This window comes from Pseudomonas fluorescens (genome assembly GCF_002837185.1).
In the GTDB taxonomy this organism is placed as follows: Bacteria; Pseudomonadota; Gammaproteobacteria; order Pseudomonadales; family Pseudomonadaceae; genus Aquipseudomonas; species Aquipseudomonas fluorescens_AM.
In genome coordinates this window covers 14,210-26,552 of sequence record NZ_KZ478004.1, presented here as the reverse complement: position 1 = coordinate 26,552, position 12,343 = coordinate 14,210, and the positions used below count along the sequence as shown (strand labels likewise).

Sequence of the window (12,343 nt, the reverse complement as noted above, 5' to 3'; positions counted from 1 at the left end):
GCGCCGTCATGAACATGCCCCGCAATGGCTTCAAGGCCGCCCTGGCCAAGGACGCCACCCAATACGGCATCTGGGCCGGTTTTGCCACCGGCTACGCCGCCGAGATCGTCGCAGGCCTGGGTTACGACTGGATGCTGATCGACGGCGAACACGCGCCCAATACCGTGCCCAGCGTGCTCAGCCAATTGCAGACCGTGGCTCCGTACGCCACCGCGCCGGTGGTGCGCGCGGTCAACGGTGACGCCAGCCTGATCAAGCAACTGCTCGACGTCGGTGCCCAGACCCTGATGATCCCCATGGTGGAAACCGCCGAACAGGCTCAGGCCCTGGTGCGTGCCATGCGTTATCCGCCCCACGGCATTCGTGGTGTCGGCGGCGGCCTGACCCGCGCCACCCGTTGGGATGGCGTGGCGGACTACCTCAACACCGCCCATGAAGCGTTGTGCCTGGTCGTGCAGGTGGAGTCGCGCCTGGGCGTGGAAAACGTCGCGGCGATTGCCGCCGTGGAAGGCGTGGACGCGGTGTTTATCGGCCCCGCCGACCTGTCCATCGGCCTCGGGCACGCCGGCAACCCCGGCCACCCCGAGGTGCAGGAACGTATCAGGCACGCAGTGGATGCGACCCTCGCCGCCGGCAAGGTCAGCGGCATCCTGGCGCCCAATGAAGAAGACGCCCGCCGCTATCAGGCCTGGGGTTGCCGCTTTATCGCGGTGGCCATTGATATCAGCCTGCTACGCCAGAGCGCCCTGGCCACCCTCGCCCGCTATCGCCCGGCTGCCGACACCCAAGCGCCTTCGCGCACTTACTGAGGAACCTGCCCATGTCATCCGTTCCCGTTTACCAGAACTTCATCAACGGCCGCTTTACCGCAAGCGATAGCCACATCGATGTGCTCAACCCAGCTACCGGCGCCTTGCTGTCCAAGGTGCCGGCGTCCATCGCCGCCGATGTCGACCGAGCCCTCGCCGCTGCCCGCAGTGCGCAAAAAGACTGGGCCCGCAAACCCGCGATCGAACGCGCCGGGCACCTGCGCCGCATCGCCGCGAAGCTGCGGGAAAACGTCGCCCACCTCGCGCGTACCATTACCCTGGAGCAAGGCAAGATCACGGGCCTGGCCGAGGTCGAAGTGAACTTCACCGCCGATTACCTCGACTACATGGCCGAATGGGCGCGACGCCTCGAAGGCGAGATCATCACCAGCGACCGGCCCAACGAAAATATCTTCCTGTTCCGCAAACCGTTGGGCGTGGTGGCCGGCATCCTGCCGTGGAATTTCCCGTTTTTTTTGATCGCGCGCAAAATGGCGCCGGCGCTGCTCACCGGCAACACCATCGTGATCAAGCCCAGCGAAGAAACCCCGAACAACTGCTTTGAATTCGCCAAACTGGTGGCCGAGACCGACCTGCCCGCCGGCGTGTTCAACGTGGTGTGCGGCGATGGCAATGTCGGTGGTGCACTGACTGCCCACAAGGGCGTGGACATGATCAGTTTCACCGGCAGCGTCGCCACCGGCACGCGGATCATGGCCGCCGCCGCACCGAACATCACCAAACTCAACCTGGAGCTGGGCGGCAAGGCGCCGGCCATCGTGCTCGCGGATGCCGACCTGGAGCTGGCGGTCAAAGCCATCCGCGATTCGCGCATCATCAACACCGGCCAAGTGTGCAACTGCGCCGAACGGGTGTATGTGGAACGCAAGGTCGCGGATCAGTTTATCGAGCGCATCAGCGCGGCGATGTCGGCGACCCGCTATGGCGATCCGATTGCCCAGGCCGATGTGGAAATGGGCCCGTTGATCAATCGCCAGGGCCTCGACAGCGTCGACCGCAAAGTTCGCACCGCACTGAGCCAGGGCGCCAACTTGGTCAGCGGCGGGCAGATTGCCGACCTCGGCGCGGGCTTTCACTTCCAGCCAACGGTCTTGGCCGGGTGCCGCGCCGATATGGAGATCATGCGCGAAGAGATCTTCGGCCCGGTGTTGCCGATCCAGATTGTCGACGACCTTGACGAAGCCATCGCCCTGGCCAATGACTGCGACTACGGCCTGACCTCGTCGATCTACACCCGCGACCTGGGCAAGGCCATGCACGCAGTACGCGAGATCGACTTTGGCGAAACCTACGTCAACCGCGAGAACTTCGAGGCCATGCAAGGCTTCCATGCCGGCGTGCGCAAATCCGGGATTGGCGGCGCCGACGGCAAACACGGCCTGTACGAGTACACCCACACGCATGTGGTGTACCTGCAGGGCTGAGTGGGTTAAACCGGGCCACGCACGCTAGCGTGCAGGCCCTTGCGAATTTGCTTTTGATAAGGACTGCGCCATGCCCCTGACGCTCTATAGCGGCCCGATCATCGACAGCCACTTGCACCTGTTTGATCCGCGCCGCCACCAGGGCATCCCCTGGCCTGAGCCGGGCAACCGGTTGTACGCTGCGCACCTGCCGGCGGACTACTGGGCCCTGGCCGGCCCACACAATGTGGTGGGCGCGATTGCCGTGGAAGCCAGCCCGTGGCGCGACGATAACCGCTGGCTGCTCGACACACTGCGCAGTGAGCCACGCATGCTGGGTTTTATCGGCAACCTGGACCCGCTGCACGCCGACTTCGCCGACGACCTCGAGGCGTTGGCGGAAGAACCGCTGTTCCTCGGCCTGCGCTACGGCAACCTGTGGGACCGCGACCTGCTGCAAGACCAGACTCGCCCCGGCTTTATCGACGGCCTGCGCCAATTGGCCGCCTGCGGCCGTGGCCTGGACAGTGCCAATCCGAACCCGCGCTTGATCAAGGCGCTGTTGCACCTGAGCGATGCTTTGCCACAGCTGCGCATCATCGTTGATCACCTGCCCAACGCCCAAGTGCCGGCGGGTGAAGAAGCCGCCTACCACGCCGACCTGCTGCGCCTCGCCGAGCGCCCGAAGGTGTTCGCCAAACTGGCGGAAATCCCCCAGCTCGGGCCGCACGGTTTGATCACCGACACGGCGTTCTACCACGACCGCCTGGCCGTACTGTGGGAGGCCTTTGGCGAAGAGCGTTGCTTCTTCGGCAGCGACTGGCCCAACAGCGATCACCTGGCGAACTTCGCCACCACCCTGGGGCTCGTCAAACAATGCATGGCCGACAAACCCGAGGCGGTGCAAGCGAAGTTTTTCCTGCATAACGCGGTGCGCATCTATACACCGACGCCGCCCCATGGAGACCAGTGATGCAGACCCGTGCCTTTCGCATGAACCTCAACCCCGGCCAGGCCGCCGAGTATCGCCGGCGCCATGACCAGATCTGGCCGGAACTGGCCCAGGCCCTGCTGGACGCGGGCGTGGTGGATTACCGGATTTTCCTCGATGAGCCGGCCAACGCGTTGTTCGCGATGCTCACCCACGAGGACTTGCATGGCCTGGATGAACTGCCTGGCACCGACTTGATGCAACGCTGGTGGACCTACATGCACGACATCATGCCCAGCCACCCGGACGCCTCGCCAATCAGTGTCGACCTGCTGCCCATGTTCCAACTGACGCGCACCTGATCCAACCGAGCCACAACAACAATAAAAAGGATTCAACGACGTGGAAATCATTCTCCTTGGTGTGATTCTGCACTTTATCGGCGGCTTCGCTTCCGGCAGTTTCTACATCCCCTACAAGAAGGTCCGCGGCTGGGCCTGGGAAAGCTACTGGATCACCGGCGGGCTGGTGTCCTGGCTGATCGTGCCACTGATCGCCGCCCAACTGACGGTGCCCGGCTGGGTGGAAATCCTGCGCACGGCCGACAGCGGCACCCTGCTCTGGACTTATATGTTCGGCGTGTTGTGGGGCATCGGCGGGCTGACCTTCGGCCTGACTATGCGCTACCTGGGCTTGTCCCTGGGCATGTCGTTGATCATGGGCCTCACCTCGGCCCTTGGCGCTCTGATGCCGGCCCTGTACCGCGACCTGTTCACCCAGGAAACCGAAGGCACCCTGACCTCGATGCTGGCCTCTCAGGGCGGGCATTGGGTGTTGTGGGGTGTGGCGGTGTCGTTGATCGGTATCGCGGTGTGCGGCAAAGCCGGGCTGATCAAGGAACGGGAAGTGCCCCAGGCGGTGAAGTTCGCCAGTGTCAGCGAGTTCTCCCTGGGCAAGGGCCTGCTGGTGGCGGTGATTTCCGGCGTGCTCAGTGCGTGTTTCAGCTACGGCATTTCCGCTGGTCGGCCCCTGGCCGCCGCCGCAGTGGAACATGGCGCCAATAGCCTGTTCCAGAACAACGTGACCTTCATGGTGATTATGTGGGGCGGCCTGACCACCAATGGTATCTGGTGCCTGTGGCTGAACTGGCGCAACCGTACTTTCCATAACTACACCGACCGCAGCACACCGTTGCTCGGCAACTACCTGTTGGTGGCCATTGCCGGCACCCTGTGGTTCCTGCAGTTTTTCTTCTACGGCATGGGCGAAAGCCGCCTGCAGAACGACGCCAGTTCCTGGGTGCTGCACATGTCGTTCATCATCATCGTGTCCAATGGCTGGGGCCTGTATTTGCGCGAATGGCACGGCACCAGCGCGGCCAACAAAGGCGTACTGATGGCCGGCATCGCGGTGATCCTCGGCGCTATCGCCATGGTCGGTTACGGCAATTACCTCGGCTGATGCCGCTTATTTTTGAAGGAGTGTTTTTATGTTGCTTGCAGACAAAACCGTGATCATCACCGGCGCCTCCCGTGGCATCGGCCGCGCCGCCGCCCGTGAATGTGCGCGCCAGGGTGCCCGCGTGGTTATCGGCAATAGCGGTAGTAGCCAAGGCACCGAGGCGGCGTATTCGTTGATCGAAGAGATCAAGGCCTTTGGCGGCCAGGCCATTGAAGTGGGGGGCGATGCGGCTGATCCGGACACCGGCGACAAGCTGGTGGCCGCCGCAGTCAAGGCGTTCGGCAGCGTCGACGTGTTCGTCAACAACGCCGGCATCTGCCCGTTCCATTCGTTCCTCGACATGCCCCGCGAGGTCTACCTGAAAACCGTCAACACCAACCTCAACGGCGCCTACTTCGCCGTACAGGCGGCGGCCAACCAGATGAAAAACCAGGGCCGTGGCGGCGCGATCATCGCCGTCAGCTCCATCAGTGCCCTAGTGGGCGGCGGCATGCAAACCCACTACACGCCGACCAAGGCCGGGCTGCATTCGTTGATGCAGTCCTGCGCGATTGCCCTGGGGCCCTACGGCATTCGCTGTAACTCGGTGCTGCCGGGGACCATTGCCACCGATATCAACAAGGACGACCTGGCCGACGAGGAAAAACTCGCCTACATGACCTCGCGCACGCCGTTGGGTCGCCTCGGCGAACCCGATGACGTGGCCGGGCCGATCGTCTTCCTCGCCTCGGACATGGCGCGTTATGTGACCGGCGCTTCGTTGCTGGTGGATGGCGGGTTGTTCGTAAACCTGCAGTAACCATCGCTTCCCAGACATCACACTTCCAATGTGTGGGCTTGCCCGCGATTACGGTCGACCAGTCAGCGGATGCATTGATTGGCTGCGCCGCAAAAGTAGAAAGCTGATCGAATGGTGACAAAAACTGACCGCCTTGCGCTGTAGATTCCACTCGGTGACAACCCCAGTCGTATGCCGGAGTTTGGAGACGCATCATGAAACGCATTCAGTACAGCAGATATGGCGGGCCAGAGATCATGCAGGTCCAGGACTTTGAGCTCCCTCACCCAGGCGAAGGTGAGGTCGGTGTCAGCGTCAAGTTTTCAGCGATCAATCCAATTGACTGGAAGCTGCGGACTGGGCAAATGAAGATCGTTACCGGTAGGAAATTCCCCCGCGCGATGGGAATGGATTTCTCTGGCAGGGTTATATCGATCGGCGCCGGCGTCACGCGATTCAAGGTCGGGGACGCGGTGTTTGGACTCGCCCGATTTAAGGAAAGCGGAGCGTTTGGTCATGCCGTTATCACAAAAGAGGCCTTTTTAGCCCATAAGCCGGATGACGTGCCGTTCGAGCACGCCGCCTGCCTGGGCACCCCAGGTGTAACTGCCTGGAACGGGCTGATAGACAAGGCCAAGCTGCAAGCCGGCCAGCATGTCTTCGTCAATGGATGCGCCGGAGCCGTAGGCGAAGCAGCTGTACAAATAGCTCGGATGCAGGGGGCCGTCGTCTCGGGCAGTTGCAGCGACAGGGATATGCAGCAAGCAAAGTCGTTGGGTATGCACACTGTTTATGATTATCGGAACCTGCACCTATCGAATATTGCTAACAGATTCGACGTGGTTTACGACACTGCGGCAACGCTGTCGATATCTGAAGGCGTTGCGACGCTAAACCCGGGCGGCGTATTTCTTGATCTAAACCCCGGCCCAGGTAAATTTGTCCGCGCTTTTTTTGATCGCAGACTCAAAATGGTCATAGGCTCACCGCGCGCCGAGATATTGGATAAGCTTGCCAAGGCTGCCAGTGAGAGGCACTACAACGTCCGAGTTGCCCAAACCGTTTCGATGGCCGAGGCGATTCGACTTATCACTGAGCTTGAGAAAGGCCGTAAGCTCGGCGGTAAAGGTGTCATCGCGATGGAGTAGACATGGCCAGGAGTCACCGTTTGTTTGAGCTGATGCAAGTGCTGCGCCGACATCGTAGAACGGTGTCGGGTCAGACACTTGCGCTGGAATTGGGCGTTTCATTGCGCACAATACGTCGCGATGTGGTGACGTTGCAGGGGATGGGCGCCGACATCGAGGGTGAGCCTGGCTTAGGTTATATTTTGAAACCTGGTTTTCTGTTACCCCCGCTTGCATTTACAGAAGAAGAAATCCAGGCGCTTGTAGTAGGTGCCCAGTGGGTCAATCGTCAGACAGACGAAAAATTTGCCCTCGCGGTAAAGAATGCGTTGGCCAAAATCAATGCCGTGTTGCCTCTGGATATGCGTCACACCTTTGACGACGAAACGTTCTATGTGGGCGCCGACTCCAACCTTTCCACTTCAATCGACCTGAGTGAAGTCCGATTCGCATTGCGTGATCAGCGCAAACTGCTTATCACCTTGTCGATATCCCACGCACCGGCAGATAAACAAATTATCTGGCCGATCATGCTGGGCTTCATAGACGCAAAGCGCTTCCTGTCGGCGTGGTGTGAAGCGGACAACCGGTTCCGCGTGATCGCCATGGATGACATCGCACAACTGGAAGTGCTTGCCGAGCGCTATAGTCGTAACCGACGTCAGCTTATCAAGGAATGGCGAGCTCATGAGGTCTTGCCTTGTAACGGCTCTGGCAAGGAGTGCTGATCGGAGGAACAAACGAGGTCGGATGATGCGCCTCAGGCGAAAATCACCAGGCGCGCGTTGCGCGAACCTTCGACGTAGACACTGCGGTTTTGATTTTTTCTGCGAAGGCATCGTAGATCGCATCCTGAACGTAGATACGGTTGATACAGACGCAGGTCTGGCCGTTTTTGGCAGACTTGGACGAGCGTGCCTTCCTCTGCGGCCTCTAGGTCGGCATCATCGAAAATTCTGAGCGGGCGTTCCCGCCTGGCTCGAGGGCTTCGTGAACAGCACGCACGCAGGTGTCAACACGCTGGAAATCGGCGTGGCGTCGGGCAAAACCGGAACGGGATTTCTGAGCCCTGGTTTTGTGTTTGATAGCGTGCAGTGGGTGCAGCCATGAAGAGCAACAGTCGATCCGCTCACGCTGCCTGCCCAAGCCGGACGAAATGATCGCTGGCGAGTGGCAGCCTGTTTTAGGAAAAATCGCCCCTATTTTACGGTGCTGCCAATCGGCATCGCTGCGCTCTCCACCATTAAAAATCTCACTGATAGTTTATATCAACGAAACACAATTGAACGCCTACCAACTAGTAGGTATCATTGTTTTAAGTTAATCCCGCACACACAGTGAGACTCACCATGCAAGACTGGAAGCAAACCCGCAAAGACATCAACGCTCGCCTGATGGAACTCAATGCACTCACCCCTGAAACCATGAAAGGCATGGCAGCGCTCGGTAGCGCCGGGGCTAAGACCAATCATCTGGATGCCAAAACCCGAGAACTGATTTCTCTGGCAGTTGCAGTGACTACCCGCTGTGACGGCTGCATTGCCTTCCATGCCGCCGAAGCCAAGAAAGTCGGTGTGACCAGCGAAGAAGTCGCTGAAGCACTGGGTGTGGCGATCAACATGAACGCCGGTGCCGCGCTGGTCTACAGCACACACGTGCTGGACGCGTTCGACAAATCATAAGCCTGCGTTCAATCCCTTACGACATTGAGATGACTCATGAATAAGCTGTTTGCTCCTTACGATTTAGCTGGCCTGGCATTAGCCAACCGTGTGGTGATGGCGCCGATGACCCGCACGCGCACTCCGGAAAACATTCCCAACGGTTTGACCGTGCTTTATTACGCACAGCGTGCTTCGGCCGGTTTGATCATCACCGAAGGCCTGCCGGTGTCGGAAGAAGCCCGTGGCTATCTGTATACCCCGGGCCTCTACACCGACGAGCAAACCGCAGGCTGGCGCAAGGTCACGGATGCCGTGCACGCTGAAGGCGGCAAGATCTTCGCCCAACTGTGGCACGTAGGCCGTCTGTCACACGTGTCGCTGCAACCGGGTAACGCGGCGCCCGTTTCGTCGGGCACCGTTCCCGCCACCACGACCATGGTCTACGCCTGGGTCGAACCTGGCAAAGAAGGCCCGGTGCTGCCAAGTGCACCGCGCGCCCTCACAACCGATGAAGTCCAGCGCGTTATCCAGGATTTTGTCGCATCTGCGCGCAGGGCGATGGATGCAGGCTTCGATGGCGTCGAGGTGATGGCGGCCAACGCGTTTCTGTTCGATCAGTTCCTGAGCAGCAAACTGAACACGCGGACTGACCAATACGGTGGCTCCATCGCCAATCGCCAGCGCCTGCTGCTGGAGACCGTTGATGCCCTGGCCGCCGAAATCGGCGCAGAAAAAGTCGGTGTACGGGTTTCGCCTTTCGGTCGAATCTACGATATGGAGGCCTTTGACGGCGAGGCTGAGACATGGATGAGCGTGGCATCGGCATTGAATGAGCGCGATCTGGCGTACGTGCACCTTAACTATCAGACGACCATTTCTGCAGCTGGCACACCTGAAGGCTTCGGCGCGGCATTCCGCGAGGCCTACCGTGGCACCCTGATCGGCGCTGGCGGCTTTACCCAGGACCTCGCCGACCAGGAGTTGAAAAAAGGCGAACTCGACCTGATCGCCTTCGGCACTGCCTTCATCTCCAACCCGGACCTGGTGACACGCATGAAAAACGGCTGGCCGCTGGCGAAACCGGATCCCTCCACGTTCTACGGCGTCATCGGCGCCAAAGGTTATACGGATTATCCGGAATACGCGCAAACCCAGGCTTGATCTCACTTCCAGCCCAAGGAACACACCATGCCACTCGTGATTATCAAAGGTATTGAAGGCGTTTTTACCGATGAACAGAAGGCCGAGGTCATTCGCAAAGTGACCGACGCCATGGTCTCGGTGGAGGGCGAAAACATGCGCGCCCTCACCTGGGTCATCTTCGAAGAGGTCAAAAGCGGAGACTGGGGTATTGCTGGAAAGCCCATCACGGCTAACGAAGTCTTGAAGCTGCAAGCCGGTCAATAAGCGGTTGAGCTTTAAGCGACACAACTCCCCGCCGCTGAGCACTGCCATGCTCAACGGCGGGGAGTTTTTCCGTTCTAAAAGAACAGCACATGATCATTGCCGGTTTCGGTCGCTTCGGCCAGGTTGCGGGGCGTCTATTGATCTCGTGCGGGTTTGAGGCCATCGTGCTCGATAACGATCCCGACCCTATCGAAACGTTGCGCAAATTCGGGGCCAAGGTGTTTTACGGGGACGCAACACGCCTCGATTTATTGCACGCCGTCGGAGCCGACCAGGCCCTGGTGCTGATAAACACCGTTTACGACAACCTGACGCCGACTCGGTTGGCCCAGAAGCATTTCCCCTTCTTGAAACTGGTGGTGCGCGACCCCGACATGGGACACCCTCGCCCTCAAGGACCTCCCAGCAACACAGCGACGCAGGAAGCATCGAGTGAGCCCCTGCAGCGGCACGGAAAATCAGGCGCGCACGGCCATGACACCGGCGTCCACGTCCCAGATGGCACCGGTCACCCATGAAGTTTTGTCCGACAGCAGGAACAGGATCGTGTTGGCCACATCTTCCGGCACTCCGACGCGTCCCAGCGGGTGGAAGGCGTTAAGCGATGTCATTGCTTGCGGGATCGCGTGCTTGTCCATGAACCCCTCGTAAATTGAGGTGTGCACAATGCCAGGGGAAACCGCATTGACACGGATACCCGAATGCGCCAATTCAATCGCCAAGTTACGTGTCAGCGCATGCAAACCGGCTTTGGCCATTGAGTAGGCAGAGGCTGGCGAGCCGGCCAGCGCTGCCTGAGCTCCGATGGAACCGATATTGACAATCGAACCTTCACGCTTGGCGGCGAGCATGTTCTTGACCACGGCCTGGGTGATGAAAAACGTCGAACGATTGAGGGACATGTACATGTCATACTCGGCCGCATCATGCTCGGTGAACGGCTTGGGAATGAAGATCCCGGCAGAGTTGACCATCAGGCTGATATCGCTGTGGTTGGCGTTGATGTCTTGTAGAACGCTGTGCATGCCCTCTTCGGTCATCAGGTTGGCCACGATCACCGACACGTTACCCAGTGAACTCAGTTCGTTACGCACCGCATCGGCCTTGTCTTGCTTGCTGCCGGTGAGCACGACACTGCCGCCCGCCTTCAGTATCATACGGGCCGTTTCTAGGCCCATGCCGCTGGTACCGCCGACGACCAACAGTTTTTTGCCTTTAAAATAATCGTTCATTACAGACTCCGAATTTCCAGGTTCGTCAGTGTTGCACCAGCGCAATCAATTGCCGCAGGTGCACGCCAGTTGGTTATTTGTTCGAAACGGTTGTATCAGCCTCCACGCACTTCCAACGTCGGCACCATACGAATAGCTTTCGAGAAGTTGGCGTAGTTCACCGAGGTTTTCAGCACGACCTTATGCAGCTCTTCAACGCGCTCACGGGACGCATCGGTGTGCAGGCGAACCACCACGCTGACTTCGTCGTAGCCGGGGTTGACGCTTTCGTCGATGCCCAGGAAACCGCGCAGATCGAGGGCGCCGTCGGTTTCAATTTCCAGGCTGTGAATTTTGATGCCCAACATTGCGGCATTGGCGGCATAACCGACCGACATGCACGCGTTCAACGCAGCCATCAGCAGTTCTTGCGGATTGGGTGCGCTGTTCTGACCCAGCAGTTCGTTTGGCTCGTCGGCGGCAATTTCGAAATCTCGTGAATAGTTTTCGCCGGCCAGGCTGTAGCGATTGACCTTCGCGACGGAACGGGTCTGGCCCTTCCATTGGGTTTTGACATTGAAACTGGCATGACGCTTGGTCGCATCCTCGGCAACGCCTTGGGCAAACTGCTGGAGTGCGGCAACATCGATACCGTTCAAGTTCGTGCTCATGTGTACATTCCTCTTCGGACTGGCCGGGCATTTTGCTCGGAATACAACAAGCCTACCAACTAGTAGGGATTCAATCAACAGCCACAACTAATCCTTATACCAACGCTGATTTATTAACCAAAAAAAACCTCGAATAGACGAGGTTTTTCAACGCATTAACTTGTCAGTGGGGTTTAGGCAGTGTGCACATTGCCTCGAGAATAAAATCAAATCCGGACGCTTGCTCGTACTGGTCGCTCATCGCCCACGCCACGAAGCTGCCGCCCTCCAGCGTATTCAGAACCAGCCTGGCGACCTTGTTGACGTCCAACTGCGCCTTGAGCTCCCCGTTCGACTGCCCCAGCGCGATATTGGCCTGAAGCCACTCAAGATGTATCTCGAAAAAGTGTCGTGTCAGCTGCTGCAGGCTGTCCGGCAGGGCCATCAGTTCGGCAGCCAGCGCGCCGCACAACGGCAACAAGCCGTTTGCGCTGCTCTGTGCAAACATCAGGACAAACGCGTTCAGGCGTGCAATGACATCCGAGTTCTCGTCATTGATCTGCTCCAACTGTTTCCTGAACCGGAACAGGTAGCTCTCGACGATGGCAATCGCAAGGCCTTCCTTGGTTGGGAAATGATGATGAATACTCGCCTTCTTGATACCAATTTGGGCAGCAAGGTCAGCGTAGCTGAAGGCTGCGTAGCCCTTGGTACGCAGCAGGATTTCAGCGCTGCTCAGAAGGTCGGAACGTGTACTCATGATGCCGCATCCAGATTTTATCAATCGGCCATCATAAATCAGTCATCCGTGAGTTGACAGTGTGCGAGCCTCATGCAGAACGCATACTAAGCAAGGTGATCGTCATCCAGACTCCTTCATC

The 12,343-nt window shown here is 59.0% G+C and carries 14 protein-coding genes and 2 pseudogenes; 12 read left to right on the top strand and 4 right to left on the bottom strand.

Annotated elements, in window-relative coordinates:
- Positions 1-8 precede the first annotated feature (8 nt).
- The 8 genes from CIB54_RS18225 to CIB54_RS18190 all read left to right on the top strand — a co-directional run bounded on the left by CIB54_RS18225 (position 9) and on the right by CIB54_RS18190 (position 7,258).
- Positions 9-809 carry an aldolase/citrate lyase family protein gene (locus tag CIB54_RS18225; RefSeq protein ID WP_101220560.1) on the top strand — a complete coding sequence of 267 codons (801 nt, stop codon included), beginning with the start codon at positions 9-11 and terminating at the stop codon, positions 807-809.
- Positions 810-820: 11 nt separating this feature from the next.
- Complete coding sequence (aldA, locus tag CIB54_RS18220) at positions 821-2,254, top strand: aldehyde dehydrogenase (RefSeq protein ID WP_101220559.1); 1,434 nt, start codon at positions 821-823, stop codon at positions 2,252-2,254.
- A 70-nt stretch (positions 2,255-2,324) separates the two neighbouring features.
- Complete coding sequence (locus CIB54_RS18215) at positions 2,325-3,206, top strand: amidohydrolase family protein (RefSeq protein ID WP_101220558.1); 882 nt, start codon at positions 2,325-2,327, stop codon at positions 3,204-3,206.
- A complete protein-coding gene (gene rhaM / locus CIB54_RS18210) occupies positions 3,206-3,526 on the top strand; it encodes an L-rhamnose mutarotase (RefSeq protein ID WP_178084424.1) in 321 nt (106 codons plus the stop codon). Before CIB54_RS18215 ends, rhaM begins: the two co-directional genes overlap by 1 nt.
- Positions 3,527-3,566: 40 nt before the next feature.
- Positions 3,567-4,625: an L-rhamnose/proton symporter RhaT gene (gene rhaT, locus CIB54_RS18205; protein ID WP_101220557.1), complete on the top strand. Its 1,059-nt coding sequence runs from the start codon at positions 3,567-3,569 to the stop codon at positions 4,623-4,625.
- Between the two features lie 28 nt (positions 4,626-4,653).
- Positions 4,654-5,424 (top strand): L-rhamnose 1-dehydrogenase Lra1, encoded by a 771-nt coding sequence (locus CIB54_RS18200; RefSeq protein ID WP_101220556.1) that lies wholly within the window; start codon positions 4,654-4,656, stop codon positions 5,422-5,424.
- A 194-nt stretch (positions 5,425-5,618) separates the two neighbouring features.
- Positions 5,619-6,551 (top strand): NAD(P)-dependent alcohol dehydrogenase, encoded by a 933-nt coding sequence (locus CIB54_RS18195; protein ID WP_101220555.1) that lies wholly within the window; start codon positions 5,619-5,621, stop codon positions 6,549-6,551.
- Positions 6,552-6,553: 2 nt separating this feature from the next.
- Positions 6,554-7,258 (top strand): helix-turn-helix transcriptional regulator, encoded by a 705-nt coding sequence (locus CIB54_RS18190; protein ID WP_101220554.1) that lies wholly within the window; start codon positions 6,554-6,556, stop codon positions 7,256-7,258.
- 64 nt (positions 7,259-7,322) lie between these two features.
- On the opposite strand, the pseudogene CIB54_RS18185 reads toward CIB54_RS18190, so the two are convergent.
- Positions 7,323-7,514: pseudogene (locus CIB54_RS18185) on the bottom strand (aldehyde dehydrogenase family protein); the annotation flags it as partial.
- Between the two features lie 365 nt (positions 7,515-7,879).
- Here CIB54_RS18185 and CIB54_RS18180 point away from each other — a divergent pair.
- The 4 genes and pseudogenes from CIB54_RS18180 to CIB54_RS18165 form a co-directional block, all read left to right on the top strand.
- Positions 7,880-8,212: a carboxymuconolactone decarboxylase family protein gene (locus tag CIB54_RS18180; RefSeq protein WP_057725563.1), complete on the top strand. Its 333-nt coding sequence runs from the start codon at positions 7,880-7,882 to the stop codon at positions 8,210-8,212.
- Positions 8,213-8,248: 36 nt separating this feature from the next.
- The gene (locus CIB54_RS18175; protein ID WP_101220553.1) at positions 8,249-9,355 is read left to right on the top strand and encodes an alkene reductase; all 1,107 of its coding nucleotides are present in this window, start codon (positions 8,249-8,251) and stop codon (positions 9,353-9,355) included.
- Between the two features lie 27 nt (positions 9,356-9,382).
- A complete protein-coding gene (locus tag CIB54_RS18170; RefSeq protein ID WP_101220552.1) occupies positions 9,383-9,601 on the top strand; it encodes a tautomerase family protein in 219 nt (72 codons plus the stop codon).
- Positions 9,602-9,690: 89 nt separating this feature from the next.
- Positions 9,691-9,984: pseudogene (locus CIB54_RS18165) on the top strand (NAD-binding protein); the annotation flags it as partial.
- 75 nt (positions 9,985-10,059) lie between these two features.
- Here the strand turns inward: CIB54_RS18165 and CIB54_RS18160 are convergent.
- From CIB54_RS18160 to CIB54_RS18150, 3 genes are all read right to left on the bottom strand, one after another.
- A complete protein-coding gene (locus CIB54_RS18160) occupies positions 10,060-10,833 on the bottom strand; it encodes an SDR family NAD(P)-dependent oxidoreductase (protein WP_101220550.1) in 774 nt (257 codons plus the stop codon).
- Between the two features lie 95 nt (positions 10,834-10,928).
- Entirely contained in the window at positions 10,929-11,483 is a 555-nt protein-coding gene (locus CIB54_RS18155; protein ID WP_101220549.1) for an OsmC family protein, read from the bottom strand.
- Between the two features lie 163 nt (positions 11,484-11,646).
- A complete protein-coding gene (locus CIB54_RS18150; protein ID WP_101220548.1) occupies positions 11,647-12,222 on the bottom strand; it encodes a TetR/AcrR family transcriptional regulator in 576 nt (191 codons plus the stop codon).
- Between the last annotated feature and the right edge of the window lie 121 nt (positions 12,223-12,343).

Excerpts from the sequence above, each read along its gene's own strand:
- CIB54_RS18190 (WP_101220554.1), top strand. The coding sequence starts at position 6,554 with ATGGCCAGGAGTCACCGTTTGTTTGAGCTGATGCAAGTGCTGCGCCGA.
- CIB54_RS18215 (WP_101220558.1), top strand. The coding sequence starts at position 2,325 with ATGCCCCTGACGCTCTATAGCGGCCCGATCATCGACAGCCACTTGCAC.
- CIB54_RS18170 (WP_101220552.1), top strand. The coding sequence starts at position 9,383 with ATGCCACTCGTGATTATCAAAGGTATTGAAGGCGTTTTTACCGATGAA.
- CIB54_RS18175 (WP_101220553.1), top strand. The coding sequence starts at position 8,249 with ATGAATAAGCTGTTTGCTCCTTACGATTTAGCTGGCCTGGCATTAGCC.
- CIB54_RS18225 (WP_101220560.1), top strand. The coding sequence starts at position 9 with ATGAACATGCCCCGCAATGGCTTCAAGGCCGCCCTGGCCAAGGACGCC.
- CIB54_RS18160 (WP_101220550.1), bottom strand. The coding sequence starts at position 10,833 with ATGAACGATTATTTTAAAGGCAAAAAACTGTTGGTCGTCGGCGGTACC.
- CIB54_RS18150 (WP_101220548.1), bottom strand. The coding sequence starts at position 12,222 with ATGAGTACACGTTCCGACCTTCTGAGCAGCGCTGAAATCCTGCTGCGT.
- CIB54_RS18180 (WP_057725563.1), top strand. The coding sequence starts at position 7,880 with ATGCAAGACTGGAAGCAAACCCGCAAAGACATCAACGCTCGCCTGATG.
- rhaM (WP_178084424.1), top strand. The coding sequence starts at position 3,206 with ATGCAGACCCGTGCCTTTCGCATGAACCTCAACCCCGGCCAGGCCGCC.
- CIB54_RS18195 (WP_101220555.1), top strand. The coding sequence starts at position 5,619 with ATGAAACGCATTCAGTACAGCAGATATGGCGGGCCAGAGATCATGCAG.
- CIB54_RS18155 (WP_101220549.1), bottom strand. The coding sequence starts at position 11,483 with ATGAGCACGAACTTGAACGGTATCGATGTTGCCGCACTCCAGCAGTTT.
- aldA (WP_101220559.1), top strand. The coding sequence starts at position 821 with ATGTCATCCGTTCCCGTTTACCAGAACTTCATCAACGGCCGCTTTACC.
- CIB54_RS18200 (WP_101220556.1), top strand. The coding sequence starts at position 4,654 with ATGTTGCTTGCAGACAAAACCGTGATCATCACCGGCGCCTCCCGTGGC.